Annotated in this window: 21 protein-coding genes and 1 pseudogene; 10 read left to right on the top strand and 12 right to left on the bottom strand. The window is 42.0% G+C overall.

All coding sequences use genetic code 11. The annotated features are described in order from the left end of the window. The first annotated feature begins 284 nt into the window (after positions 1-284). The 5 genes from V7K97_RS00180 (at position 285) to V7K97_RS00160 (ending at position 6,936) form a co-directional block, all read left to right on the top strand. Positions 285-1,466, top strand: coding sequence for an acyl-CoA dehydrogenase family protein (locus tag V7K97_RS00180; RefSeq protein WP_334798682.1), 1,182 nt, complete (start codon positions 285-287; stop codon positions 1,464-1,466). A 149-nt stretch (positions 1,467-1,615) separates the two neighbouring features. Beyond that, the gene (locus V7K97_RS00175) at positions 1,616-2,437 is read left to right on the top strand and encodes a class I SAM-dependent methyltransferase (protein ID WP_334798680.1); all 822 of its coding nucleotides are present in this window, start codon (positions 1,616-1,618) and stop codon (positions 2,435-2,437) included. A 276-nt stretch (positions 2,438-2,713) separates the two neighbouring features. Then, positions 2,714-3,820: an aliphatic sulfonate ABC transporter substrate-binding protein gene (locus V7K97_RS00170; RefSeq protein ID WP_334798678.1), complete on the top strand. Its 1,107-nt coding sequence runs from the start codon at positions 2,714-2,716 to the stop codon at positions 3,818-3,820. A 437-nt stretch (positions 3,821-4,257) separates the two neighbouring features. Continuing rightward, positions 4,258-4,542 carry a hypothetical protein gene (locus V7K97_RS00165; RefSeq protein ID WP_334798676.1) on the top strand — a complete coding sequence of 95 codons (285 nt, stop codon included), beginning with the start codon at positions 4,258-4,260 and terminating at the stop codon, positions 4,540-4,542. Positions 4,543-4,737: 195 nt separating this feature from the next. Further along, the gene (locus tag V7K97_RS00160; RefSeq protein ID WP_334798675.1) at positions 4,738-6,936 is read left to right on the top strand and encodes a CHASE2 domain-containing protein; all 2,199 of its coding nucleotides are present in this window, start codon (positions 4,738-4,740) and stop codon (positions 6,934-6,936) included. A gap of 310 nt (positions 6,937-7,246) precedes the next feature. On the opposite strand, the gene V7K97_RS00155 is transcribed toward V7K97_RS00160, so the two are convergent. The 4 genes from V7K97_RS00155 to V7K97_RS00140 form a co-directional block, all read right to left on the bottom strand. After that, a complete protein-coding gene (locus V7K97_RS00155) occupies positions 7,247-7,993 on the bottom strand; it encodes a hypothetical protein (protein WP_334798673.1) in 747 nt (248 codons plus the stop codon). A gap of 759 nt (positions 7,994-8,752) precedes the next feature. Then, positions 8,753-9,736, bottom strand: a complete 984-nt coding sequence (locus V7K97_RS00150) for an RNA polymerase sigma factor, RpoD/SigA family (RefSeq protein ID WP_334798671.1) — start codon at positions 9,734-9,736, stop codon at positions 8,753-8,755. A gap of 535 nt (positions 9,737-10,271) precedes the next feature. After that, the gene (locus tag V7K97_RS00145; RefSeq protein WP_334798706.1) at positions 10,272-12,002 is read right to left on the bottom strand and encodes an ATP-binding protein; all 1,731 of its coding nucleotides are present in this window, start codon (positions 12,000-12,002) and stop codon (positions 10,272-10,274) included. An 82-nt stretch (positions 12,003-12,084) separates the two neighbouring features. After that, entirely contained in the window at positions 12,085-12,879 is a 795-nt protein-coding gene (locus V7K97_RS00140; protein WP_334798669.1) for a glutathione S-transferase family protein, read from the bottom strand. A 1,062-nt stretch (positions 12,880-13,941) separates the two neighbouring features. Here V7K97_RS00140 and V7K97_RS00135 point away from each other — a divergent pair. Then, positions 13,942-14,802, top strand: coding sequence for a fasciclin domain-containing protein (locus V7K97_RS00135; RefSeq protein WP_334798667.1), 861 nt, complete (start codon positions 13,942-13,944; stop codon positions 14,800-14,802). A 323-nt stretch (positions 14,803-15,125) separates the two neighbouring features. Further along, positions 15,126-15,287 carry a metallothionein gene (locus V7K97_RS00130; protein WP_334798665.1) on the top strand — a complete coding sequence of 54 codons (162 nt, stop codon included), beginning with the start codon at positions 15,126-15,128 and terminating at the stop codon, positions 15,285-15,287. Between the two features lie 72 nt (positions 15,288-15,359). On the opposite strand, the gene V7K97_RS00125 is transcribed toward V7K97_RS00130, so the two are convergent. After that, positions 15,360-15,524, bottom strand: coding sequence for a hypothetical protein (locus tag V7K97_RS00125; RefSeq protein WP_334798663.1), 165 nt, complete (start codon positions 15,522-15,524; stop codon positions 15,360-15,362). A 31-nt stretch (positions 15,525-15,555) separates the two neighbouring features. Next, a complete protein-coding gene (gene hemL, locus V7K97_RS00120) occupies positions 15,556-16,854 on the bottom strand; it encodes a glutamate-1-semialdehyde 2,1-aminomutase (protein WP_334798661.1) in 1,299 nt (432 codons plus the stop codon). Positions 16,855-17,176: 322 nt separating this feature from the next. On the opposite strand from hemL, the gene hisIE reads away from it, so the two are divergent. After that, the gene (hisIE, locus tag V7K97_RS00115; RefSeq protein ID WP_334798660.1) at positions 17,177-17,827 is read left to right on the top strand and encodes a bifunctional phosphoribosyl-AMP cyclohydrolase/phosphoribosyl-ATP diphosphatase HisIE; all 651 of its coding nucleotides are present in this window, start codon (positions 17,177-17,179) and stop codon (positions 17,825-17,827) included. Between the two features lie 992 nt (positions 17,828-18,819). Here hisIE and V7K97_RS00110 read toward each other — a convergent pair. The 4 genes from V7K97_RS00110 to V7K97_RS00095 all read right to left on the bottom strand — a co-directional run bounded on the left by V7K97_RS00110 (position 18,820) and on the right by V7K97_RS00095 (position 22,515). Beyond that, positions 18,820-19,416, bottom strand: a complete 597-nt coding sequence (locus V7K97_RS00110) for a L,D-transpeptidase (protein WP_334798658.1) — start codon at positions 19,414-19,416, stop codon at positions 18,820-18,822. A 192-nt stretch (positions 19,417-19,608) separates the two neighbouring features. Beyond that, the gene (locus V7K97_RS00105) at positions 19,609-20,238 is read right to left on the bottom strand and encodes a hypothetical protein (protein WP_334798657.1); all 630 of its coding nucleotides are present in this window, start codon (positions 20,236-20,238) and stop codon (positions 19,609-19,611) included. A gap of 86 nt (positions 20,239-20,324) precedes the next feature. Continuing rightward, positions 20,325-21,773: a protein kinase domain-containing protein gene (locus V7K97_RS00100; protein WP_334798655.1), complete on the bottom strand. Its 1,449-nt coding sequence runs from the start codon at positions 21,771-21,773 to the stop codon at positions 20,325-20,327. A gap of 475 nt (positions 21,774-22,248) precedes the next feature. After that, positions 22,249-22,515 carry a hypothetical protein gene (locus V7K97_RS00095; protein WP_334798653.1) on the bottom strand — a complete coding sequence of 89 codons (267 nt, stop codon included), beginning with the start codon at positions 22,513-22,515 and terminating at the stop codon, positions 22,249-22,251. On the opposite strand from V7K97_RS00095, the pseudogene V7K97_RS00090 reads away from it, so the two are divergent. Beyond that, positions 22,514-22,705 (top strand): annotated as a pseudogene (locus V7K97_RS00090) (DUF2811 domain-containing protein); the annotation flags it as partial. The gene V7K97_RS00095 and the pseudogene V7K97_RS00090 overlap by 2 nt on opposite strands. A gap of 548 nt (positions 22,706-23,253) precedes the next feature. On the opposite strand, the gene V7K97_RS00085 reads toward V7K97_RS00090, so the two are convergent. Further along, entirely contained in the window at positions 23,254-23,973 is a 720-nt protein-coding gene (locus V7K97_RS00085; RefSeq protein WP_094329363.1) for a response regulator transcription factor, read from the bottom strand. 626 nt (positions 23,974-24,599) lie between these two features. On the opposite strand from V7K97_RS00085, the gene V7K97_RS00080 reads away from it, so the two are divergent. Next, the gene (locus V7K97_RS00080) at positions 24,600-25,226 is read left to right on the top strand and encodes a CPP1-like family protein (RefSeq protein WP_334798651.1); all 627 of its coding nucleotides are present in this window, start codon (positions 24,600-24,602) and stop codon (positions 25,224-25,226) included. Positions 25,227-25,464: 238 nt separating this feature from the next. On the opposite strand, the gene V7K97_RS00075 is transcribed toward V7K97_RS00080, so the two are convergent. Next, complete coding sequence (locus V7K97_RS00075; protein ID WP_334798650.1) at positions 25,465-26,157, bottom strand: HAD family hydrolase; 693 nt, start codon at positions 26,155-26,157, stop codon at positions 25,465-25,467. Positions 26,158-26,354 lie beyond the last annotated feature (197 nt).

Raw genomic sequence — 26,354 nt, 5'->3', positions numbered from 1 at the left:
AGGACAATTACAGCGTTCCATGTTCCATTTCCTCTGTTCACTTGTAGCGTGGGCTTTGCCCACTCTACATTTCTCTTAAATAACGAACCGCAGAGGCGCAGAGGGCACAGAGAGAAAAAATATCCTAAAACTGACGCAAAAATCCTATTGATTTCTCCTCCCTCTGCGTTCTCTGCGCGGCAGTCGCTCATGGGGGAAATCCCCAAGACCGCGCTGCCTTGTCTCTGTGGTTCGTTTATTTGGATAATTTAGTGGTTGGAAATCCCTAAAAGGATGATTTGATTATGGTACTAGATATTACAAAACCAAAGGATTACATTGACCTAGCAACTTCTCTATCCAAGGAACTTGCTCAATCCGCAGTTGAACGGGATGCCCAAGCTGGAGTTCCAGAAGAGGAAATTAATAAACTGCGTGAGAGTGGTTTGTTACCACTGATTGTACCCAAGCAATATGGTGGCATTGGCGGAACTTGGATTGATGCCTTAAAAATTGTCAGAAAGCTATCAAAAGCTGATGGTTCAATTGGTCAATTATATGGTAATCATCTCAATTTGACGGCTTTGGGTCACGTTTCCGGCACGCCAGCCCAAAAGGAAAAATATTATAGAGAAACTGCCAAGAATAACTTATTTTGGGCAAACGCCATTAATACAAAGGATACTAGGCTGAAAATTAACCCAGAAGGCGAGAATTTTCGGGTTAATGGTGTTAAAAGCTTTGGTACAGGTATTTCCGTTGCCGATTATCGGGTATTCTCCGCTTTGGAAGATGGCGTAGAATTGCCTTTCATATTCATAATTCCCAAAGACAGGGAAGGGTTGGTTTCCAATCACGATTGGGATAATATTGGGCAACGTCGCACTGATAGCGGTAGTTATACATTTAACAATGTTTTAGTAGAAAAAGATGAGATTTTGGGGCCATCCAATCCCCCTGAGAGTGCCTTCTCAACTTTTCTTGGGATTATTGCCCAGTTAACAAAAACCAACGTTTATCTAGGAATTACTAAAGGAGCCTTTGCCGCCGCTCGTGAGTACACTAAAACTACTACTAAACCGTGGATTACATCAGGGGTAGATAGTGCGACTCAAGACCCATATATTCTGCATCATTACGGAGACTTTTGGCTGGAAATTCAAGCTGCGATCGCTCTAGCTGACCAAGCAGCCGAGAAGGTGCAAGCAGCGTGGGACAAGGATGCAGAACTTACTCATCAGGAGAGGGGAGAAGTTGCGATCGCAGTTTCCGCAGCTAAAGCATTAGCTAGCCGTGTAGGTATAGATATTACCAATCGGATCTTTGAAGTTACCGGAACTCGCGCCACAGCAACCAAATATGGATTTGACCGTTATTGGCGGGATTTACGAACCTTTACCCTGCACGATCCTGTGGATTACAAATTGCGTGCGATCGGCGATTGGGTACTCAACGATCAGCTACCCGTCATCACCCAATATTCTTAGGGCATTGGGCATTCCTTCTCTACGAGACGCTACGCGTAGCTTGCTTCCACGAAGTGGTACGGCTCCGCTCAGGGCAAGTGGGCATGGGGCATTGGCTATTCCCTCTCGGCTCAAAATCTAAAATCCAAAATCCAAAATCCAAAATTGACATGACTCAACTAAAAACACTTCCTACCTACGATCCAAGTTTATTTGAGGGAGCTGCTGAGGGCTACGCTCAATATAGAACCAAATACCCACCGATTGTATTCGACAAACTAGCCGAAATATTTAATCTCAATGGTCAAGGACGACTCCTTGATTTAGGTACTGGCCCAGGATTAATTTCAATTGGTCTACGAACTAGATTTGAAGAAGTTGTGGCGATCGATCCCGATCCCGGCATGATTGCAGAAGCCAAACGGCAAGCAGCAGCAGTCGGCGCAAATAATATTACTTGGTTAGAACAAGGAGCAGAGTTAATCGACTCTAGTTTAGGGAAATTTAAGTTAGCCACTATTGGTAGAGCCTTCCACTGGATGGAACGCGAACTAGTACTTGAACGCCTTGATGAATTGCTTATTGATGATGGCGGACTAGCACTGCTTCAGACTGGTGACAGCCCTTGGGAAAGCAATCTACCTTGGAAACAAGCTGCTGTGGGAGTAGTGAAGAAATGGTTAGGTGAAGAGCGCCGGACTGGACAACGAGGACAAGGCATTCGTAAGCCAGTCGATCCTCCCCATGAAGTCGTAATTGGCAATTCAGCTTTTGCTCGTCAAGAAACCTATGAAGTGCCATTTGAAAAATCTTGGACTGTCGATAGCTATCTCGGCTATTTATACACTACAGCCTTCTCTCTCAAAATTTTCTACGGCGATAACGCCCCAGCATTTGAAAAGGATCTCAGAGAAGCGCTACTAGCAGTTGAGCCATCTGGACATTTTACAGAAGAACTCAAAGCTACAATCTTAGTCGCTTGGAAGCACTAAATTTAAATCTTCCACTAGCACCAGATTGGAGTGTGGCTCTCTCACTCCACTTCCTAAATTTTGCCTCCTAACAATTAAATTTTCAGTTCCTCGAGTCGTTGCAGGGTGGGTAATACCCACTCTCTTCCCTAATTTCATAAATAAGGTTTTTGAATTTAGAAAAAATATTTATTTGTTGTAGATTTAAAATAAATTAATAGAGAGGATTTTTTGTTTTTATATTGCAATTAATCATCAATTTTCTAATCACCTCAAGGAGAATCAATAAAACAATCCATGTCAGCTTTAAAAGGAAAATTTGAATTCAGAAAAAGCCAGAGAATAACACGTCGTTCTTTGTTGTTTGCTCTTGGCTACTGCTTAATGCTATCAACAGCCCTATCGAGTTGTAGTGAAACAAAAAATAACACTCCGCAGTCGGCAACTTCCCCTGAATCGGTGGCTTCATCTAGCACTACAGACAAGTCAACTGAGAAGCAAGTAGTGCGGATTGTGCGTTCCAAACAACTTTCCGCTCTAGCAGTTTTAGAAAAGCAAGGTTCCTTAGAAAAGCGATTAGAGCCTCTGGGTTTTAAAGTACAGTGGGCTGAGTTTGCGGCTGGTCCACAACAGCTAGAAGCATTGAATGCAAATGGCCTGGATATTGCATCTACAGCCGAATCACCTCCTGTATTTTCACAAGCAGCAGGAGCGCCCCTTGTTTATTTAGCTACTACATATCCCAGTGGTAAAGCAATTTCACTTTTAGTTCCTGTAAACTCTCCGATTAAAAGTGTTGCCGATTTGAAGGGCAAAAAAGTGGCTTTCCAGAAAGCCTCCATCGGTCACTACCTATTAGTTAAAGCATTAGAAGATGTAGGACTAAAATTGAGCGATGTCCAATCAGTTTTTTTAGCACCAGCAGACGCAAATGCGGCCTTCAGTCAGAACAAGGTGGATGCTTGGTATATTTGGGAGCCATTCGTTACCAGAGATGTACAAAATAAAACAGCTCGTGTTTTAGCAGATGGTGGTAAGTTGCGGGATACTGGCAACTTTTACTCAACCTCACGCCAGTTTTATCAGGCTCATCCTGACGTGATCAAAGTGTTTCTAGAGGAGCTACAAAAGACAGAAATCTGGACTAAGGATCATCCGAAAGAAGTTGCACAACTGCTTGCTCCTGTAACTCAGCTAGATCCACCGACTCTAGAAATAATGCATGATAAATATGACTATGGGGTGCTACCAATTACAGAGAAAGTCATCATTAAACAACAGGAAGTTGCTGACAAGTGGTATAGCTTAGGACTTATCCCCAAAAAGGTGAATGTTAGAGACGGGTTTTTGACACCTGAAGAGTACGCCAAAATCACTCCCTCAGACGTGTTAGCGAATAAATAGTTATCCCCAATCAGAAAGTAAAACACAGGATAATATGTAGATATCCAACAAGCGATTCTTCCTAATCTACAATATCAAGCCATCACACCTGATAATATCAAGTAACGTTAATAAGGGGCTTAACAAGCGGCTTGAGCAACTTGTTAAGCCCCTTGTTTATCAGAGATGCGATCCTTCCTACTCAACAAGATCAAGCGATCGCACCTGACCGTCTAAAATAGTCATTTGTCATTGGTCATTGCTAATAATGACTAAAAACTCCACCCACAAGGGGATGGAGTTTTTTATTTTTATACCAGATATTGCAATATCGCAGATGCTATAACTCTGAGCGCATCTATCTAGGATTATAGAGGTAGTGGTTGTGTACTACATCAACTATCATGCAAGCTATTTAAGCTATTATATAGAGTTGTTTCAATCCGGGGGATGAGAATATGAGGGTTTGGCTTGCCTGCTTTTTGGTGCTGTTTGCCTTGGCGGAACTGTTTGACTGGTTGCAAGAGTTTAATCTGCCATTACCTATCTATATTTTGGGTGGCGCTTTTTTAGCTGTTGCTTCTAACTATGATAAAATATTTGACTCTTATTTTGCTGATTCCAGCATTGAAGCATCACTCGAACAGCCCCAGTTAGATTCACTAACCCCATCTACTAATCCTATTTCTTTCCCAGTTGCCAGTCCTGTTGAAGATGCTCAAATATCTCAAGCAGATGATTAGCCGATCGCTTGTCTTATTCTCTGGTTGACGCTGCACCAAGCCAGCTTTAAGAGTAGAAATACGCCAATATCTCTAACCAGCGAGTAAATTGCTACATTAAATAGGAGCTTCAGGTTAACTAGTTTTAACCTAGAGTCCGAAAATTCAGTTCTGTGCCTGCAACATCTACCCAATTCAGGCTACCGCCCCAATGCCGTGATTAGTAGACTATTAAAAAAACTCCGTGTCCCCTTTGTCAAAGTTCAGGATTCCCGTGAAACTTCCAAGAACAAAAGCTGGCTGCAAATTATTTTTGTTACCAGTGTCGGAGTTACCGCCTTGATTTGGGGAGTTCGGGAACTCAAATGGTTAGAGCCTTGGGAGTTAAGAGTTTATGACCAGATGTTGCGATCGCATCCAGCAGAAGCACCCGATCGGCGGATTTTGCTAGTAAAAATCACTGATGAGGATCTCAAACGAGATAAATGGACTCTATCACATCGGACAATCAATCAGCTGTTAAAGAAAATAGAGTCTTATCAACCGCGAATTGTTGGTTTATATATTTTCCAACCAGAAGACAATAATTTGGCGACTAATTTCCCAAATCAAGATAACATTATCAGCACTTGTTTGTTCAGCAGTTTGGGTAGAGATGAAATTCCACCGCCGCTTAATTTCCCTATAGATAATGTTGGGTTTAGCGATGTGGTTGCTGACAATGAAGACGACCAAATTCTCCGCCGCAGTTTGTTATTTGCTTACTCTACAGACAAAAAATGCACAACATCATTTGCATTTGGTGCCCTAATTGCAATTGATTATTTGCAAAAACAAGGCATTGAATACCAGTTCACTAAAAAAGGAGATTTTCAGTTAGGTAAAACTCTGTTCCCGCGTTTACGAGCTAATTCTGCTGGCTACCAACATTTGGATGCAGATGGCTATCAAATATTATTAAATTTCCGTCATCCTAACAGCCTCGCCGATCAAGTGACCCTCTCACAAGTCCTCAGTGGCCGAGTCAACCCCAATTTAGTCAAAGACCGTCTTGTAATCATTGGCACTACAGCAGCTAATCTCCCTCCAGGTGGCTTTTATACGCCTTACAGCGCTTTGCCAGATCAACCAGCCAAAATGCCTGCTCTGTTTATTCATGCACAGATAGCAAGTCAACTCATCAGTACAGTGTTGGATGGGCGATCGCTAATTTGGTATTGGCCTAACTGGGTTGAACTTATTTGGGTGTGGGGCTGGTCGCTTTTAGGTACTATTTTAGCATGGCGGTGGCAAAATCCGTTGCTGTTGCTAGTGGTGGAAGCGACAACTCTATTTAGCTTAGTAGTAATCTGCGTTGCTTTGTTTTTGCAAGGCGGATGGGTGCCGTTAATCCCCTCTGCGCTTGCTTTGGTGATTAGTAGTATCTGTGTGCTTGCTTATACTAGCTACCAAAATCAGCGTCAAACTCAGGTGATTATTCTGCAAGTTGAAAAACAACAAGAAGCGATCGCCCAATTAAATGTACTCTTAGAAGATAAAACAGCAGTTCCCGATTCGTCTCTTGATTTTCCTCCCACTGTTGATTCACCAGAAATAAAATCAGGTGATTTGCTTTTGAGTGGACGCTACAAAATCTCTAAAAGTCTCGGTGCTGGTGGATTTGGTCGGACTTATTTAGCACAGGATACTCAACGACCAGGTAATCCGACTTGTGTAGTTAAAAAGTTAATGCCAGCCCGTCAAGATACACGATTTTTGCAAATTGCTCGCAGGTTGTTTAATAGTGAAGCTGAAATATTACAATCTTTGGGTAAACATCATCAGATTCCTGAACTACTTGCTTATTTTGAAGATGACCAAGAATTCTATTTAATTCAACAATATATTGAGGGACATACCCTAAGTGAAGAATTACCACCTGTACAAAATGTGCAAAACGAATTATTTGTGATGGAAATGCTCAAACAAGTTTTAGAAGTTCTAGAATTTGTTCACCAGCATCGAGTGATTCATCGTGATATTAAACCGACTAATATTATTAGATGCGCTCAAGATAATCGCCTGGTATTGATTGACTTTGGGGCTGTAAAATTGATGCAACCGCCGAATATTGATCAAACAGAATTAGCCACAGTCGCCATTGGGACGCGGGGTTATGCACCTCCAGAACAATTCGCCGGTCATCCCCGCTTATGTAGTGACATTTATGCTTTAGGAATGATTGGTATTCAAGCCATAACTGGGATAGCACCGCAAGAACTCTACCCAGATGCAGAAACGGGGAATGTGATTTGGCGACAAACAGCAGAAGTCAGCGAAGAATTAGCGGCAATTTTAGATAAAATGGTTTGTTATCATTTTAGCGATCGCTATCAATCAGCCACCGCAATTTTACAAGATTTGAAACGGATGTAGCCCTGACGATTAGAAATTGCGGCTACACATATTTTCGTCCGCCGATACAAAAAAAATTAATGGTTTGCAACTCGCATCTGCGGGTTTTGTCTGTAATCTCAAGGGTTTCTATAGGACTCATATTTGATTTCTGAAATATACGTAGGGGAGCCAGTCGTGTGGGCGGGTTTCCCGACTTGAGCGAACTGGCGTTGCGTTACGCCAAAGGCTAACGCACCAGTTAACGATTTAGGTGCGTTAGGCTACGCCATAACACACCCTACAGATACTTAGATTTTTTCAGAAATCAAATCGCACTCCTATACTTGTATTAATTATTAATGCTATTCATTTTTGTCCCATATTGACCTTGTTTTTCTATAATCTGAGTCAAGATTTTGTGGCAATGACAGTCACTTCCACATTGATTTAATATGTCTTGTGGAGCAATGTTGCTAGAACCTAAAGCCAGACAGATTTTTCCAGTACAAGTAAGCTTAAAATAGTCTCTTAAATTACCTTGGGGAGGCAATTCGTTAATTTGATAATTTGTTAAAGATTCAATAAAGCCTAATACTCGTAAATGTCTCAATCGTTGCTCACAGGATTGTTCTTTTTTATATGGAAACTGTCTTTGATCTTTTTCAGCATTAAATAAGTTTTCCAGAGTTGTTCGCTCTCCATCGTCTAGCAAAGAGTCAAAAAACTTTCTTTGGTTTTCATCATCTTCTATTAAAGTTCCTAATAAAGCTAAAGCTTTTGACTCTTTTTGATTAGCCTCTATATTAGCTTTAATTTTACTATGTACTAGGTTCAATTCTACTCCATTGCTACCAAGTTGTAATTTTTCTATTCTTTCAATAACTGAAGAGTTTAACAATAATATAATTGTTAAAAGTCCTACTTCTGTTGTCTCTAATCTCCGGTTTTTATCAAGTCCTTTAAATGGAATAAAAACTAAGTAACCTAAAACCACAATACTTATAATCAGCCTAGAGGCTAATGCCCATTTTTTGGCTAAATTGCTGAGGTTAGGCTGAAAAGAATCTTTAATGTTTTCAACTATTTTCTGACTCATACTACATTTTTAGATGAATATAATTAACTTTTCTTTGAGAGAAAGTAATTGCTGATAAATAGGGTAAAAAATTAAATAGCTAGTTACATCGAAAAATGACACACCTTTTTACCCTGTTATTATCTCTGGAATATTTGAAGATATTTACCTCAACTTATTGCAGAACTGATAACAGTTGACTTTTCACCGTACCTGGAAAACCTCACTTCTATTTCTCTCTTCTAAAATGAGAGAGAGTTTGAAGTCACCCCCTTTCCGTGTCAGGAAGGGGGTTAGGTTTTTCCGCATGACCTAAACTACAATCAGCAAAAAACTAACACTTATGTCTACATCCTGAATCTATAGTTTTTCGGATACCTTCCCAAATTTCTGATTAACTGCTCAGTTAACGTGAGTTCGACAAATCTTGTTTGACCTCTCCCCCAGCCCCTCTCCGCTTCGGAGAGGGGAGTAAAAAGCTTAATTTTTCGTTGCTCCTCCCGTTTCGGAGAGGGAGGTTGGGAGGGAGAGGTTCATCGAACTCACGTTCAGTTAAAAATATTCGTAGGTTGGAGGGTAAACGTTACTCAACAAACCCCGCAAAATGTTGGGTTTCGTTCCTCAAAAACGCATAGCGCAGGTATTGGATTAGCATTTCATCCCGATAGCGAATACCTGATTAACTGCGTTTCCTGGTTTTCAGCAAAAAAAATCGCCCCCTGAATTCAGGAGGCGCATCACCAAGCTGGATTATAGACGCGAAATCTCGCGTCTTTCGTTTTAGCTAGCAACGTATTCTTGGACATTAGCCCGACGGCGACGCAGATGAGCTAAAGCTTGATGCTCTAACTGACGGACGCGTTCACGGCTGAGATTCAATCTCTCACCCACTTTCGCCAATGACATTTCATTACCATCTTCTAAACCAAAACGTAGGGCTACAACTTCTCGCTGTTGCGGGGTTAGTTCCGCTAGCAGGTTGTTCAAGTCTTGGCGTAAAAATTCCTGGTTGGTGTAATACTCTGGTGATGGTCCATCATCTTCGAGCATTTCTTGCAACTCGGTGTCCTGGTTCTCGCCAACTCGCACATCCAAAGACACTGGTTGACGAGCCATATTCAGGTACTCCCGAATCTGAGCCGGTTCTAATTCCAGTGCTTTGGCAATTTCGGCTGGAGTCGGCGATCGCCCCAAGGTTTGAGCTAACTCGCGTTGCACTTTTTTGATTTTGTTCAGTTTCTCGGTAATATGGATCGGTAAGCGGATAGTGCGACCTTGTTGGGCGATCGCGCGGGTAATCGCTTGGCGAATCCACCAGTAAGCATAAGTCGAGAACTTATAACCCCTCATTGGGTCAAATTTCTCCACACCCCGCTCTAATCCTAGTGTTCCTTCCTGGATTAAATCCAGAAATTCCATATTCCGCTTTTGATATTTTTTAGCAATAGCAACTACCAAGCGCAAATTCGCTTCGATCATTTTTTGCTTTGCCCGCTTACCTTGCGCCACCGTTTGTTGTACTTCGGTTTCCGATTGTTGAACGTGGTCAGCCCACTCTGACATATTCGGTTCGCGTTGCAGTTTCTTCGCCAAAGCTTCCTTAGCGTCGATGAGCGTCATCATTTGTTGCACCTGCTTCCCAAAGACAATTTCTTGTTCGCGGGTTAGCAGTGGTACACGACCAATTTCTCGCAGATAGGTTCGCACCATATCAGCCGTAAATTTGGTGTTGAGGTTTTCAGTTTGGGTATTGACAGTAGGCATTGGTGCGATGTCCTCTACTCCGTAAGTACAATGTATATTTTCTTAGTAAACTGAACCTGGAAGGTAGTACATCTATCACGAAATATTGGAAGCTATCAAAAGTAATTATCAATTGATTCAGCCGTTCTTAAGACGGTAAACCCCCAATGATCGGTTCCCCTACCTTCCCTAAATTTTCAATTTTTTATAAGCACGCTGGTTGTTTTTGAGAATTCTTCTTTTGGGCAGTTACTAACGCAACTGGAAAATCCGAAGTCGGTATGAGTTCTACTTAGCTTTATAGTACAATAAATCAGGCAGATAGTAAACTATCTTAAGATAAAGCCTATAATTATAATTCAAAAGCGGTCGTTAGAGAAGAAAATTTAACCTTCCTTGAAATTACTGACTACATCTATAGTGACGCGAAAAACCCCTCTTCTGTTGCGAGAAAGTAGCCGGATAACCGAACTTAATTTGCTGTGACAATGGAGGGATGTTACGAATTGGGCATGGGGCATTCACGAATGACCAATGACTAATGACCAATGACTATCTAGAATCCAAGGTCGGCTTTGGCTAGTTCCGCAGCTGCGAATACTTCTGCGTCAGGTTTTTCTTCCCAGGCTGGCTCACCAATTTCTTCGTAAAAAGTTGCGTCGTAAGGTCGGGTACGTACTACTACTGGCATGGGAACGGCATGACCCAATATTAAAGCTTGTTGCTTCGAGTCTAATTTTGCTAACACCGATCGCAATCCACTACCACCAGAGACACCCGTAAAAATCGCGTCAATGTCTTTTTCATCATTCAGTAAAGCGGTAATGCGAGTTCCAATCTGGGACATAACTTCATTATCTATGCCTGATGGACGTTGATCAACTACCAAAAGTGTGACAAAATACTTACGCAGTTCACGGGCAATAGTCCCAAAAATAGTACTTTGTACCACTCCTGGGTCAAGGAAACGGTGCGCCTCTTCAATGGTAATCATCAATGGCGTTGGGCGATCGCTAGGATTTTTGCTTTGGAGAAATTTATCTGCTTTCTTGACATAATGCTCGTGAATCCGCCGGGTGATCATATTCGTCACCAACATATAAGAGAGCATATTAGACTGGGAACCAAATTCTATCACAACATTCTTCCCAGATTCCAGGCATTGCACAATTTTACTAATATAATTCTGGGGGCAAACCGCTCGCATATACTTCAAGCTATCCATCCGCAAGAGTTTGCGCTGCAATGCCATAATCGAGCCTTTGTGTCCGCGCTTCTCGTCGCAGAACATCTCGATTTCTTCGTTACTCATATTCAGCAACTGGACAATCCAAGACTTGCCAAACTCGCTATACAAAATATTGGCGTTATCCAAGGCTGCGTCAGAAAGTCCTAAATCTCGACTACATAACTTAATATCTTCAACTTCTATTTGCTCATAACTCAAATAAAGTTCTTGAGCATCACGCACACCCCGGCGCTTTGTGGATTCTGGGTCGAGGGTGTAAACTTCGACTTTACTAGGAAAAAGTTGCTTTAATCCTTTAACAGTACTGACATTTTTACCTTCTGCAACAGCTTCCCAGCCATACTCAGAGTGCATATCAAAAATCAAGTTCACTGCCGCATTTTTACGGATAACGCCAGCTAAAAGTAGCCGTGTTAGAAATGATTTACCAGTACCAGATTTCCCAAAGACCCCATTACTTCGTTCGACAAAGCGGTTTAAATCGATGCAAACCGGCACATCCATATCCAAAGGTTTGCCGATGGAAAAATTGCGCCTTTGGGGGTCATCTTCCCAACCAAATACCCGGCGAAAATCGTCAACGCTTGCTTCGTAAACTTGACTAAAGTGGCTAGGAATAGTTTTAACGGGTAACAATTCCATCGTCGTGCTGGTTTGTGGCACAAATGAAGCCAAACCCGTCATTGATGGCACAAAGGGATTTGCCGATTTGCCATTTGTTGGGGAGAAAGATTCTTCCGATTCGGGAGTGAACATCAACATCGGCGCGAGGTTGATAGTACCATAAGTCCCACTTCCGGCTAAAACATCTCGTAAAAAAGTGTCTTCCCAACTGGGGGGATTAGCAATAATTCGGGCATTAGCAGCTCCCAATGCTACATCTGTCAGCATACAAAAAAAACGCGATCGCATCCCTTGCACAACCAGAAACTTACCCACTCGCATATCTTCCACAGAAATGTCAGGATGCAATCGCACTTCTAACCCTTCAGTCAGAGAACCTTGAATAACCGAACCTAATGGTTGTCTCGAATTCATCTGATTTGTCATTGGTCATTGGTCATTTGTTTTTCTCTTCCCAGTCCCCAATCCCCATTCCTCATTCCCCAGTCCCCATTACCTAATCAATCTGAATCGAAGTTGGCGAAGTTCCCGTTGGTGGAGTAGTAGTGATTAATGGTTTGCGGAATTGGGCATAAAGGCGATCGCGCCAGGTAAAGAATGGTTCATAATCTATATTCTCGGCAAAGATTGGCAATCCTTTACCTCTAATAGAAGCTGGCAAATCCAGATAGGGGCCAGGGGGGAACTTGAGCAATATCGATAAGCCAGCTACCGCTAAGTCAGCTAGAGTCGGCTCATCTCCTGTTAAATAAGGGCTATCGGCCAATAATAAAGTCAAGGCTTCCAAGTCTTGTTTTAAGGATGCGATCGCTGACTGTATCACATCTGGACTGTAACCGACGCCAAAACCGAACAGTGTCAGGAAATCAGTCGGTACTCCTTCAACCAGACTTTTAAATATATCGGGTGTTGAGGTAGGTAATAAAGACTTACGGAAATTTTGATTTTGACTTATGGCAGCAAATAGTGCTTTGCGACCTTTGATGCCTATAGACTCATCCGCCCATTCTTCTATTAATAAAGTTAAACCCCGTTTCTTGGGATCTTGCGGTATTATTGGGCGATCGGGATACTCTAAGTCTAAATACTTAGCTATCTCCGTAGAATCCGCAATATATTTATTACGATCCTTTAATACCGGGACTTGTTTCTGACCAGTCAGCCGGAACAGTTCTACCTGTCCAATCCCAGGTGTAACATCTATTTTGCGGTAATCTAGTCCTTTAAAATCTAGAATTAGGCGCACTTTCTCTGAGTATTGAGAGAGTTCCCATTGGTATAATTCCAGCATTTGTTGTATACCTTGTAACTGGTCAACTTCTTAACTTTACAATTGTATCTTTAGTTTAAGTAATTTTTATTGGCATTAGCGCTCTTCTATGACTCTGGAGAGGGAATAATCCAGGCGATTAGAAATCGCGGCTACACAAACTAACGTCAAAATAGAGTTTAAAATTTAATCTGAGGAGAGTAATAAAAAAGCGTTAGGTGATTTCTGAGAAAGAAAATACCTGTGTTGGGGAGTTTCGACACTTCGACTACGCTCAGTGCATCGCTTCGCTCAACTCTCGATCTCTCAGTTGGTTGAGCGTACCCCTTCGGGGATCTTGCTACGCGTAGCGTCTCCAAGAGTTGTCGAAACCAACGCCGGCGGTATATTTATTCCTGTAAGTCGCCTTAGTTGCTTAGTTGTCTCTTTAATTGACATTAGGTTTAACTGATGCCTGATTTTTAGTAAAATTACTAATGGAAAAAATATTGTTTTCTGATTGATTAAAATATCAAATAACTAAATAATTTGATTCGGTATATTTTAGAAATAAATCTAACCGCTCAGTCTTGAGTCTTCAGCCGTCAATTTAACTCCTGTCACCTTTAGCCTAAGTTAGAATATTTAGGTATTAATTCTTTGTACTTTTGCTGCTGAATAATCAATGGTTAATTCCCAGATATGTCCTTCTTTCGTATTGGATGCAGGATTTTTGCATCAACTATTGATTTACGTACAAGTTTGTATATAAATTGGCCTTTCAAGTAGAGTCTTTCTCCGAAGTTCATTGTAACTCATAACTTGTAGCTGGGAGATTTTCAAACACTCTTAGATTTTACGCTACACCAAGTGGGGCTTTTTAACTCTTTTTGGTGTGATGCAGAAAATTTGCTCAATATACATAAAAAATATATGCTAGATATATTTAATACTTATTAGGGTGACGATGAGGGTTGAGACTCTACCACAGAAGCAGAAATTCTTCTGAGAAAAAATCTTACTTCCCTCTTCGGTTAGATTTTGTGACTAACAAAATGTTATAAATCTTTATGTAATGTGAAAACAAAAAGACAAACAAAATTTATGAAGACAAATTACAGCAAATTGCTGACCATGTTGGCAGGCATAGCAGGATTTACTAGTTTTAGCTTTCTGGTTACTTTACCATCTGATGCGAAATCGGCACTAAATCCTAACCCCAGTATTTTCAACGAAGCCCACTATAACCGGGGTCAGAGTCTTCAAGCAAACGCTCAATACACACCCACTGAGGCTGCTTCCCAAATAGAAAAGGGCAATACCAAAGGCCAAGAAGTGGCGCAAACAAGTGGTGGAACGACAAATTCCAGACCAAGTATTTTCAACGAGGCTCCCTATAACCGTGGTGGTACTGCTACACCTAGTGAACCTACACTCCGCACCCCAAGGACTACCCCGGGAACTCAACCTACCACAGCACCAACAGAAGTACCATCTACTGAGACACCTACCACGACTCCACCAGGCCCAGGGGCAAGCAGCAATCAAAGCAAAAACTTGTTAGCCTTAGCAGAGTCAAACGCTTCCTTTACCACCTTAACCAAGGCTTTGAAAGCAGCAGGGTTGACCGGAGCTTTGCAAGGCAAAGATAACTTAACTATTTTTGCACCCACTGATGCCGCTTTTGCTAAGTTGCCACCAGATGCTTTACAAGAATTGTTAAAACCAGCCAACAAAGAAGTATTGCTCAAGATTTTAAATTACCATGTAGTACATGGTAAGGTATTGTCCAGTGATTTGAAGTCTGGCGAACTTAAAAGCCTTGAAGGTGGCACAATCAACGTTAAGGTTGATCCTGCTACTGGTGTTACCGTCAATGATGCTAAAGTTACTCAGGCAGATATCACAGGCAGCAACGGTGTAATCCACGCAATTGACCAGGTAATTTTACCTCCTGACTTGTAGTTTTGAGATATCAGTACAACCTGTAGCAGACTAGTACAAGAAGGCAAAAGTAAAAAGGCAAAAGTAAAAAGAAAGAATGCTTATTTTGTAGGCTTTCTGGCTATTTAAAATGGTTGCTTTATTTACGCCGTGTCGTACTAGGTTGGCATTAAGTATTAATAGGAAAAATACCGTTCAGATGTTAATTTTGGGCGGTTTTTTTGTAATAACGGTCAGTTAAATTGGCAACCCCGCCTAAACAATAAGTCTTTATACAACAGCCTAGCAGACAGAAACAATTGATGTATTGATTAGAGTAGTCTCAACAGGAAATGGAGAAAGTTATGACAACCGTCACCCAAATGAAATGCGCCTGTTCAACTTGCCTGTGTATCGTTTCAGTTGATGATTCTATTAAAGAGGATGGCAAATACTATTGCTCTCAAGGCTGTGCTGAAGGTCACAAAACTATCAAAGGCTGTAGTCACACCGCCTGTGGCTGTTGAGTAGTGCTGAGTTACCGTTCGCCCTTGGTGTCTCCCCTTTTCTACGAGAGGCTCCTTCGCGTTGGGAGAAGTTCAGATTGTGGTGCCGGTCTTACTGCCAAACCATTCTCCAAGAACGGTTTGGCAGTTATACAGAACATCAGCGACGGTCGTTCCGATGATCGTAAGTTGACACTTCGACTGATTGCGATCGCACACAGCAATCATACAATGCCCAGTGAGCAACGCTGTAGGCATTATCTTGACTGACTACTCAGCACTTTTTTGGTTATAGGCTCGATATTACATCTCGTGCAACTGCTAAAGTCTGATCAATATCCTCTTCAGTGTGAGCGAAAGACGTAAACCCAGCTTCAAATTGAGAGGGTGCTAAGTAAACACCACGCTCTAACATCCCGCGATGAAAACGTCCAAATTTAGCTGTATCAGACTTTTTCGCATCTTCGTAGTTATGAACTGGGCCAGAGGTAAAGAATAAGCCAAACATGGCGCTGATTTGACCACCGCAAACCTCATGACCATTTTCTTTGGCAATTTGCAGCAAACCATCTGCTAGCTTTTTAGTAATCCGCTCAAGATACTCGTAAGTACCTGGCTTTTGCAGCAATTCTAAAGTCTTAATGCCAGCAGTCATCGCCAAGGGATTACCAGAAAGAGTCCCAGCTTGATACACGGGTCCGGCAGGTGCAACCATTGACATAATATCTCGGCGACCACCATAAGCCCCTACTGGCAAACCACCACCAATTACCTTGCCCAAGGTCGTTAAATCGGGAGTAACGCCAAATTTTTCCTGAGCGCCACCGTAAGCAATGCGGAAGCCTGTCATCACCTCGTCAAATACCAATAAGGCTCCATGCTCGTGAGTCAGTTCCCGTAATCCTTCTAGGAAGCCAGCATCAGGTGCAATAAACCCGGCATTACCAACGACTGGCTCAAGAATGACACCAGCAATCTCGTCACGGTTTTCTTCAAACAAGGCTTTAACTGCTTCTAAGTCATTGAAAGGCGCGGTTAAAGTGGTTCTAGTTGCAGCTTTAGGTACCCCCGGTGAGTCTGGTAAACCAAGTGTGGCAACGCCAGAACCCGCCTTCACTAGAAAGGTATCGGCGTGTCCGTGGTAGCAGCCTTCAAACTTGATGATTTTGTCTCGGTTGGTGAAAGCCCGCATTAGTCGCAAAACTCCCATACAGGCTTCAGTTCCAGAGTTGACAAATCTGACCATTTCGATGCTAGGAACGGCATCGATAACCATTTCTGCCAAAACATTTTCGAGGACTGAGGGAGCGCCGAAACTGGTGCCTTTTTCTAAAGCTTCATGCAATGCGGCAATGACTTCTGGATGAGCGTGACCACAAATAGCTGGTCCCCATGTGCCTACATAGTCTATGTATTGATTGCCATCTATATCCCAAATATATGCGCCTTTAACACGATCAAAAACTATGGGTTGTCCACCCACAGATTTAAAGGCACGAACTGGAGAACTGACTCCTCCTGGCATGAGGTTTTGAGCTGCGGCGAAGACTTCTTGTGATTTTGTGGTTTTAATTGTGGTATTTACCAAGGTTTTCTCCTAATAATGGGCAATAAAAAGCTCTATCTTAGGATAGGGTCAAAGAGTGCTTAGAATTTCTATCCTATAGAAAAATTAGTTGAACCAAAAAAATAACAAGATGTTATGCAATTCCAATGAAGACTCGACTTTTGATATTCAAACTCGATAATTTGAGGCATACCAGAATCTTTCTCCAACTATATGCCTGCATCAGTGTAGGAGTATTTCACAGCAAGATAAGATAGTTCAATTGAAAAAAATGTGCCCGTTGCCCTATTCAGAATGGTATCGTGAATCCATAAGTTATTCTCATTAGAGCAAACTAGCTAGTATGTCTTCTAAGGATTCGCGATCGCTGCATTACACCATCCCTGTTGAGAAAATTCGCTACGATGAACGGGGTTTGGTGCCTGCAATTGTCCAAGATTACTTGGATGGTACTGTCCTGATGATGGCGTGGATGAATCAGGAATCGTTACAAAAGACTTTGGAAACTGAGGAAACTTGGTTTTGGAGTCGTTCTCGGCAAGAGTTGTGGCATAAGGGGGCGACTTCTGGGCATATCCAGAAAGTCCAAAGTATCCGTTATGACTGTGATAGTGATGCGTTGCTTATCGGGGTAGAGCAATTAGGAGATATTGCTTGCCATACTGGAGAGCGCAGTTGCTTTCATCAAATAGAAGGGAAAATTGTCCCACCACCAGGGGATACATTGTCGCAATTATTTCAAATAATATGCGATCGCCGCGACAATCCGACTGAAAGCTCCTACACCTGTAAACTATTCGCAGGTGGCGATAACAAAATTTTGAAAAAGATCGGTGAGGAAACTGCTGAGGTGGTAATGGCTTTTAAGGATGATGAAGCAGATGCGATCGCAGGTGAAGTGGCTGATTTGCTATATCATACTTTGGTTGCCTTAGCTCACCATCAAGTTGATTTGAAATCGGTATATCGCAAACTCCAAGAACGTCGCCAATAGAGTTGAAGATTATGTCACTCGGCCAAAATTCGATTCAGGTACTATGCACCTCCACGGCAGCTTCATGAGTAGGCTGTACAACTCCTGCTTAAATTGTTCAAATTTTGAGAGTTCAAAAACCAGAGTCTCGCCAGTTTTTCCAGGCTGGCGGGTGTAGGCGACACTGTTCTACGTCATTTACCGTTCCAGGGTTCTGACTCAAATACCCAGAAATTCAGCAACTTTAGTTTTGTTTATTTTTTTACCTCCTCCCCGGTATCGCCAAAATTGTAGCAAGTAGCGACCACTGGCAGATGCTTGTGTCGGTCTTTCCCTAAATGGGAATATATTCTTTTTGATGAAAGTATGAGATTAAAATTCCCAATTTGGGAAAACCAAGTACGGAGAACTTAATCAATGATCGTCCTTGAGAAAACTTTGCGATTACTGAAATTGACTTTGACGTTTCACAGATGGTAGCAGTAAAAAAATGCTTGCAGACTCGTAGTAGTATGAACAAAAGTCAAGATATGAATTTTTATACAAGGTCAAAAAATAGGAGTCATCTGAATGTCTACATTTACCGTCACTAATACTACATAACCGGATTGGCAACCTCAGTGGCAGTACAGGTTTTTAGAGTAACCCAAGTTGCTAGGGCATTGCTGGTTTGATTGTTTTTTCCCTGTCAATATTCAATATTGGGGTAAACTTCAGCTACCATCAAGGGACTAAAAAAATGTAGCGCTCATGTAATACTACTTAACTCGGTTTTATGTCAATACATTTTATGTCAATACAGTTCAGTTAAGCAATTTTTTCCTTCTCCCTCTTCTCTCTCTGTGTCGCGCCAGTTGCTTCAAGTCGGGGAACCCGCCCAACGCACTGGCTTCTCTGCGCCTCTGTGGTTCGTAAAAAAAACGACTTTGACAAAGAGTGCTAGCCTTAACTGAACCGTATTGGGTTTTATGTTCCAATACTACTAACACCCCAATATATAAACCTCCTCTATCTCATTTAGTCACTAGTACGGGTGTTCCTATTTTCACAAATTCATAGAGTTTACGCACATCCCGGTTATACATCCGAACACAACCATGAGAAACTGCTTGCCCAACAGATTTTACATTCGGAGTCCCGTGAAATCCAATTTCGTCCTTTCCATCCGTCCAAAATCCAATCCAACGTTCTCCTAGAGGATTATCTGATGAGCCTGGAGGAACAATTTCTCTATTAGCAACAAAAGGGTTTTCCCAAGCTGGGTTTTGCACCATGTGAATAACTTTAAATTTGCCTGTGGGTGTTTCCGATCTAGGTTTACCAATAGCTACTAGGTAGCTGGCTTGCAAACTGTCACCCCGATAAACGTAAAGTTTTCGTTCATTAAGTTTAAGTAGCAAATGGATTTCTTGCTCAGAAGTCTTGGGAATTATTGGCTCTATGGAATGGTGGAGTTTGAGTAATAATCGGTGCTTTCGCTCAGAGTAGTTAGGAATATTTGACTGTAATGGTGGAGGGTTTAATTCAACTTGAGAAGAGTTTGGTTGATTATTAGCGACCTGAGCATTGGCGTATGATTGAAGCGATATCAGTACTGCTATTGTCGTCAAACTAAACTTGAAAGTACTACAAGAATACATCCTATGTATCATTTTCTGTTGCATTAATTATTAATATTATGATTACTTTTAGTAACTAGTAAGAATTCAGAATTCAGCTATCAACTAGCTTGGAACCAGCTTGAAGTCTGAATTCTAAATTCTCAATCTCCAAATTACTAAATATCGCAAATCAAAAAAACTCTACCCCCGTCCTCGAATTACATGAGATGAAGGTGCTGGTTGGGAGTCTGGAGTTGAGCCTGAGTCTTGTGTTGGAGCTTCTGGTTTTGGTTTTGGTTTTTGTCTTGTACCTGGATTTGAATTACGACTTGAAGGTTGCTTTGGTTTTATCTCGGTTTCGTTTGGTTTAGCAGGGGGTCGGTCTTGGTCTTGAGTTGGTGTGGGAGTTTTGTCTGGTTTTGCCGGGGTTTCATCCGGTTTAGCGGGAGTTTGGTCTGGAGTTGCTGCGGGAGTTGCGGGAGGTTGGTCTGGTTTTACCGGGGTTTCATCCGGTTTAGCGGGAATTTGGTCTGGAGTTGCTGCGGGAGTTGCAGGAGGTTGGTCTGGTTTTACCGGGGTTTCGTCCGGTTTAGCGGGAGTTTGGTCTGGAGTTGCTGCGGGAGTTGCAGGAGGTTGGTCTGGTTTTACCGGGGTTTCGTCCGGTTTAGCGGGAGTTTGGTCTGGAGTTGCTGCGGGAGTTGCGGGAGTTTGGTCTGGTTGTTGCTGCGCTAGAGTTACCTGTGGCACAATAACTACACCAAAGCTGGCGAAGAAGAGTAAGAAAGCAGTAGAAACAATGAATTTAAATTTTTTAGACAACTTTTGTTTCATTTTCCGTTAATTAAAGCTGATTTACATTCAACATTAATATTTATCATTATTAAGTTCATACTACAATATATTACATTAAATATTTTCTAGATATTACATGATAAATCGCTTCCTGGCAATTCTCCCTTCTGCCAAATCCCACTCTTCAAAGAGCCATCTGCGGATTGAAATGTTCCTTGCCCTTCACAGTACCCAGCTTTAAAATTGCCTCGATACTCACGACCATCTTTCCATCTAATTTTTCCTAGCCCCTGAAATTTATCCTTGACAAATTGACCTACATAATCTTTATAAGAACTACTGCTTGGGGGATATAAAAATATGCCACAACCATTGCGCTGATTCTTGTTGAATTCTCCATCGTATCGACTGCCATTCTTAAATATTATGACTCCCTTACCAAATAGGTTGTTATTTTTATCTATAGCCCCATAATATTCAGTACCATCTGGAAACTTTCTATCGGGTTTTCTAGTTGAGGGAATTGAAGTTAGTTCCGAATTGCAAGGTAGTGAAATAGATTGTTCAGTATTTTCAGTTATTTGGGGAGATTGCTGTTTGAGAAAATAAGATAATCCAAGCATCGCCACTACTCCTAGTCCGATTACAGTTGCAGCTAAAACTGCCCCATTAAATCCAAATATCCGCCTGTTTGTTGATTTTGGTTTTACAGGAGAAACTGAATAAGTTGAAGCTAAGATGGTAGTCGGAGATGTTGAGTACGCCAGTGTTTGTAATGCCTGTGCTGCTGACTGATAGCGTTGACTAAAGTTGTAACGCACCATTTTTGTTAAGATATCACCTAGGCGATCGCTGACATTTGTCCAATGACGCCAGATAATTTCGCCATTTGCATCTTCTGGGAATTCTTGAGGTATTCTACCTGTCAAAGCTTGAATAGCAACAATCCCCACTGCAAAGATATCGCTAGACAACCTGGGCTTAGAACTAGCTTGTTCATTAGGCATATAACCATTGGAGCCAATGATAATAGTCGAAGTCACTTGACCTTGAGTGTTTTCTGCCAAGCCTTCAATTTCTTTAACTGCTCCAAAATCAATCAGCATAATCTTGCCATCCTCGCGCCGGCGCATCAAGTTTTGCGGCTTGATATCTCGGTGGATAATATTCTGCTGATGTACCACTACTAAAACTTCAAGAATCTCCTGCAAGAGTTGAACTACTTGAGCTTCACCCCACGCCTGGCCAGGAATTATCTCTTTAGACAATTCATGTCCATCCACGAATTCTTGTACTAGATAAAATTCCCCATTTTCTTCAAAATGAGCGAATAACTTAGGTATTTGCTTGCTCAGGTTACCTAAGCGGTATAAAACTTCTGCCTCTTTATCAAATAATCGTCTGGCGATTGGTAAAACTGTTGCATTGGAGGTTTTCGGTTTTAAGTGTTTGACAACACACTTAGGCTTGTTGGGCAAATCTAAATCTTCAGCTAAATAGGTATCACCGAACCCACCGCTTCCTAAAAGCCCTACGATTTTATAGTGGTTGCGGAGAACTGTATTTATCAGCATCCATCTTACTCCGTAGGATGTTGTTGGCTAGATTGTACCACTTTCGCTGCCCCTCACTCCCTTTAAAAATAGACAAGCATGCAAAAGTCCCCTAAGAGCCTTGTTGGGGTATGTAGGGTGCTAGTCGAGCGATACCAACTCTTTGAGACGCTACGCGAACGGTGAACTTCTCTACGAGACGCTACCCAAAGCTACCCCAACACTGGCTGCACATAAACCAAGTTGATTGACAAAAAAGATGGGGACTTCTGCGAACCGTTAAATGTCATAGTTTAGTGACATTTTTGTAATTCTTATCATTGGCTGCAATTTTTCTCACTAATTCCACAGGATTTCCACAGGTATTTTCGCAGTTTTCCACAGGTGTTCTACGAGCTAATAGGCTTCTTACACTCTGACTGGGGATTGTTGATTATAAGCAGCAAAGAAGTTTAAGGACTGAGTTTTTATTAAGTAAAGTAACGAAAAATAGACTCTAATACTGATTCCTTCGTTCGCATTTATTTTTTATACCACCAGTTTTAACATTTCGCAGCATTGACAAACCCACCCCCTCTTGGCGCACAATGATTCGGCTTGCTTTTGTAATCCGTTCAACCGTTGGCATCAAATGTGTAAAATATATTACCACCAGATGTGGGCGTAGATTGTCGGGCTGGCGAAAGAGCGTGTGAGGTAGCCTTGGCACTTCACCGCAAGCAACTTGTCCCTTTTGATTATCCTCATAGGAGGAAAATCTCATGAAATCAACGGTTAGCATCTTTACAGAAATTCCCGAAACACTCCACGAATCCTTAAAAAACTACTTAGAAACCCATCCCGATTGGGATGAAAATAGAGTATTGACGGCGGCGCTATCATTATTTTTACTCCAAAATGGAGGTAGCGATCGCCGGGCTGCTCGAGTCTATCTGGAAACTTTATTCCACCACTCCTCAGTAGAAATGCCCAGAGTCGATTTACCCGCAACAGCTAATTTACTAGACACCCCATAGGTACTGGTATGAAGGGCGTTATTCTGGCTCATGCCTTCTTGATGGGCACGGCATACCGTGTCCCATCAAGAGGATTTTAAGCCAAATCGCTCGGTCATTTAGGGACAATTTCACAACAAAAAAGATCAGTAGATTCTGATCCTTAAAAAGATTCTAATAATTTCTCCTGTTGGCAAAACTAGTTGGCAATAGGGAATGTATAATGCGTGTTAACTTAAGCCAAAACACTAGAGAAAATTTTCGTTTCCAGCCTCTAGCTGGAAATGCTATTTATTGCGGCTCTACCGCAAATTCAGGAGGCGATAAACCCTCCAATAGGCATTCCCAGCCAGAGACTGGGAACGAGAGAAAGCTTTTTCACTGTATTTGAGGAATATCTACCAATTTTGATTGTCTAAATTTATCTTTTACTAAAGCTAAAGAAATTCCCTAACTACTCCCCCAAAAGTTAACAGTCAAGAGTTAAAAAACTCTAGACTATAAACTTAGGATTTGGCTTCCAACTGCTGCGGGTGAGCAGGAGATTCAAACTTATACCCTACGCCACGTACAGTTTGAATTAATGCTGGCTGACTAGCATCAATTTCTATCTTCTTGCGAATTTGGCCGATATGGACATCTACAACCCGTTGGTCGCCGACATATTCATAGTCCCACACCTCTTGGATTAGTTCTGCCCGTCGCCAAACTCGACCTGGATGACTTGCTAAAAAATGCAACAAGTCAAATTCCAGAGCAGTTAAGGGTACTGCTTGGTTATTAAGTGCTACCTCCCGTCGCACTGGATCAATCATAAGTTTTTCAAATACCAAGCGTTTCTGCTCGGCCGTAGTTATCACTCGCTGACGCCTTAGAATAGCTCCGACTCTGACTTCTAGCTCTCCTAGTCCAAAAGGCTTGGTGAGATAGTCGTCAGCACCTTTAGCAAAGCCGCGAATTTTGTCAGCTTCGTCAGCACGGCTAGTCAACATCAGAACAAAAACACCATTACGACTTTGCATCTCTTGGCAGAGGTTAAACCCGGTTACATCTGGTAGATTCACATCTAGAATCACCAAATCAGGGTTAAACTGCTCAAATAGATTTAAGGCTGTCTTTCCATCTTCGGCAGCCTCCACCTGATAGTTCTGTTTAATCAAAAAGCGTTGGATTAAATTCCGAACCGCAGGGTCGTCGTCAACTACAAGAATCTTGGCAGGAGCCATGACCATTACTTTGCACAAAAATTCGTAAGATTAACAAGAGGTTTGCGTAAAAACGCAGTTGCCACTTTGGGACTAACTAAGAATCTACATGGCTACGGTATGAGAATCCTGATTATTCAAAAATAAATACTCTAATCAGGATTGTCGGCAATGAGAACGCTAAACTTCTGTTAGCCACAGTATGTCAGCGCTCTGACTTGAGCCGTAAACCTACTTGATCCCAGTTAGGTGGTAACTTAAAACGTTTCAATTTTAAATCGATATGCGGATATATACCACAAGCGATTATTCAGTATAGTTAAAAAAACTCTATTACGGCACAGTAAGTTGCCAAATTTGAAAGGGTAAAGTTGGTTTTTTCATAAAAACTATGCATTTTAGGTACTCTCCGTTCAAATTCTAGATTAGAGCCAGAATTAGGCAACGACATGAGGGTATACACGGAGTTATAGCGATATGTTAAAGTGACTGTAGTTGAAATTGCAAAGTCGATCAAACTAACCCGTGCTACTATCCTGGTAGGGCGTAAAATAGATCGAGACTTTGGTTTAGATCAAAATAAAACCTAAAGCTGTTTTTTCTTCGACAAAAATTGCCTCTGACTTAGGCTGAAGTAACAAACTCCCATGAGCGATCAAAATCCCTACGAAAAACTTGGGGTATCAGAAGAAGCTAGCTTCGATGAAATTCAAGATGCTCGCAATCGCCTATTCGAGCAACACAATGGCGATGCCAAGCATTTAGAAGTAATTGAAGCGGCTTACGATGCGATTTTAATGGATCGCTTGCGGATGCGCCAGGAAGGTAAAATCAAAGTCCCTGAACGCATCCGGTTCCCAGAGTTGCGAGTGCAATCGGCTCCTAAAGAAAGTCCAGCCCCTCGCCAGCAATCACCTGCATGGCTGCAACGGATGCTCGATCAGCCAACGCCTGCGGATATACTCTTACCAGGAGCTTGGTTTCTGGGTTTGAGTTCTATTAGCCTGTTTTATCCAGAGGGAGGCGATCAGGTTTTGCAGTTGGCGTTGGTGGTTGGGGTAGGTACTAGTATTTACTTTCTCAATCGCAAGGAAGGCAAATTTGGTCGAGCAGTTTTGTTCACCCTGGTCAGTTTAATAGTTGGCTTAATCGCTGGGGGACTAGTTGCTAGCTGGGTTATATCACAAATATCATTTACCGGTCTAGGAACAAATCAATTATCTACTGTAGTGACGTTTATATTGTTGTGGTTGGTTAGTAGCTTTTTACGCTAAATCGTTACCCGTAAAGAAGCTTCTAAAAACTTCTAAAAAGAAGACGTGGCTGATGTGTGTTATTTATTTGGATGTAACACGCGGTAAGGGTCTATATGTGTGCCCTTACCATGTAGATAGCTGTATCTTAAAATAGTTCGTAGTTAAGTTTTGTAACGGGGTCTAAATCCCCATTACAAAACTTGCCGAGACTCGACTGAGCGCTAATATGATTCAAGTTGTTACAGCCTAGAGATTTCTAGACAAGACGTTTAGGTTTTAGGACTAAATCTACAGCAGTGCTAAAATCCTTAACGATTAAGTCGGGGTGATAAAGTTCTAATTGGGTGCGATCGCGAATCCCTAATTCTACAGCCATCACCTTAATGCCGTGGTTTTTCGCAGCAGTAATATCAGCTTCCGTATCTCCCACCATCCAGGTATCAGCAGCTGGGGGCAGTTCTTTTAATGCCCTAGCCATCAATAAGGGCTTATCTTCAATATCACGAGTTTTAACGTAGTCATTACTCAGGCAATAACGACGATCTTCTGGGAAAAATCTCCCTAAATCGTATTTGTTGAAGGCATAATCTAGTTCTCGAACTCGGCGCATGGTCATAACTGCTAAATCAATTCCAGCTTGTTGAATTTTTAACAGTGCATCCACAGCCCCAGGAGCGAGAGTGTCATAGTTGAAATAATGTTCTGTATGGACTGTTTCCCGCCGCAATTGGGCGAATTCTTGGGCTTGGGTTTCGTCTAAGCCGGAACTTAAGGCGATTTGTTTTTCGGGAATGCGCGATCGCTTTAACTGCCAAAATTCCCCTTTCGGAAGTTCTTGCACTACTTGGTTTGGGCGACGGGTTTTCTCTAAGCAGAATTGATAAACTCGGTAGTACCGTTCGGAAACATCAATAATTGGGCCGTCGAAGTCAGTAATCAGTCTTAGCATCGGCGGTAAATGTTAATTTTAATTAAAATTATCTCAGATATATGTCCCTACTTGGCTCAACGGGTCGCGCCAGGATTCCCCGACTTCGGCCAAGCAAGTCGGGGAGGAATGGCGCTCCGGGACTCTTTACTGGGGACTAGGAAGAGTTTTTTAAAACAAGGTTTAGGTCTGAATCTGACTTTTCACGTTATGTGGAA

The sequence above is a fragment of the Nostoc sp. genome (assembly GCF_036917815.1).
GTDB lineage: Bacteria > Cyanobacteriota > Cyanobacteriia > Cyanobacteriales > Nostocaceae > Nostoc.
Note: the sequence above shows the minus strand (reverse complement) of the source record. Positions and strands in the feature narration are given on the sequence as shown.

Bases quoted from the DNA above. Each gene is read 5' to 3' on its own strand.
- V7K97_RS00180 (WP_334798682.1), top strand. From the start codon at position 285: ATGGTACTAGATATTACAAAACCAAAGGATTACATTGACCTAGCAACT.
- V7K97_RS00175 (WP_334798680.1), top strand. From the start codon at position 1,616: ATGACTCAACTAAAAACACTTCCTACCTACGATCCAAGTTTATTTGAG.
- V7K97_RS00170 (WP_334798678.1), top strand. From the start codon at position 2,714: ATGTCAGCTTTAAAAGGAAAATTTGAATTCAGAAAAAGCCAGAGAATA.
- V7K97_RS00165 (WP_334798676.1), top strand. From the start codon at position 4,258: ATGAGGGTTTGGCTTGCCTGCTTTTTGGTGCTGTTTGCCTTGGCGGAA.
- V7K97_RS00155 (WP_334798673.1), bottom strand. From the start codon at position 7,993: ATGAGTCAGAAAATAGTTGAAAACATTAAAGATTCTTTTCAGCCTAAC.
- V7K97_RS00150 (WP_334798671.1), bottom strand. From the start codon at position 9,736: ATGCCTACTGTCAATACCCAAACTGAAAACCTCAACACCAAATTTACG.
- V7K97_RS00145 (WP_334798706.1), bottom strand. From the start codon at position 12,002: ATGAATTCGAGACAACCATTAGGTTCGGTTATTCAAGGTTCTCTGACT.
- V7K97_RS00140 (WP_334798669.1), bottom strand. From the start codon at position 12,879: ATGCTGGAATTATACCAATGGGAACTCTCTCAATACTCAGAGAAAGTG.
- V7K97_RS00135 (WP_334798667.1), top strand. From the start codon at position 13,942: ATGAAGACAAATTACAGCAAATTGCTGACCATGTTGGCAGGCATAGCA.
- V7K97_RS00130 (WP_334798665.1), top strand. From the start codon at position 15,126: ATGACAACCGTCACCCAAATGAAATGCGCCTGTTCAACTTGCCTGTGT.
- V7K97_RS00125 (WP_334798663.1), bottom strand. From the start codon at position 15,524: ATGCCTACAGCGTTGCTCACTGGGCATTGTATGATTGCTGTGTGCGAT.
- hisIE (WP_334798660.1), top strand. From the start codon at position 17,177: ATGTCTTCTAAGGATTCGCGATCGCTGCATTACACCATCCCTGTTGAG.
- V7K97_RS00105 (WP_334798657.1), bottom strand. From the start codon at position 20,238: ATGAAACAAAAGTTGTCTAAAAAATTTAAATTCATTGTTTCTACTGCT.
- V7K97_RS00100 (WP_334798655.1), bottom strand. From the start codon at position 21,773: ATGCTGATAAATACAGTTCTCCGCAACCACTATAAAATCGTAGGGCTT.
- V7K97_RS00095 (WP_334798653.1), bottom strand. From the start codon at position 22,515: ATGAGATTTTCCTCCTATGAGGATAATCAAAAGGGACAAGTTGCTTGC.
- V7K97_RS00085 (WP_094329363.1), bottom strand. From the start codon at position 23,973: ATGGCTCCTGCCAAGATTCTTGTAGTTGACGACGACCCTGCGGTTCGG.
- V7K97_RS00080 (WP_334798651.1), top strand. From the start codon at position 24,600: ATGAGCGATCAAAATCCCTACGAAAAACTTGGGGTATCAGAAGAAGCT.
- V7K97_RS00075 (WP_334798650.1), bottom strand. From the start codon at position 26,157: ATGCTAAGACTGATTACTGACTTCGACGGCCCAATTATTGATGTTTCC.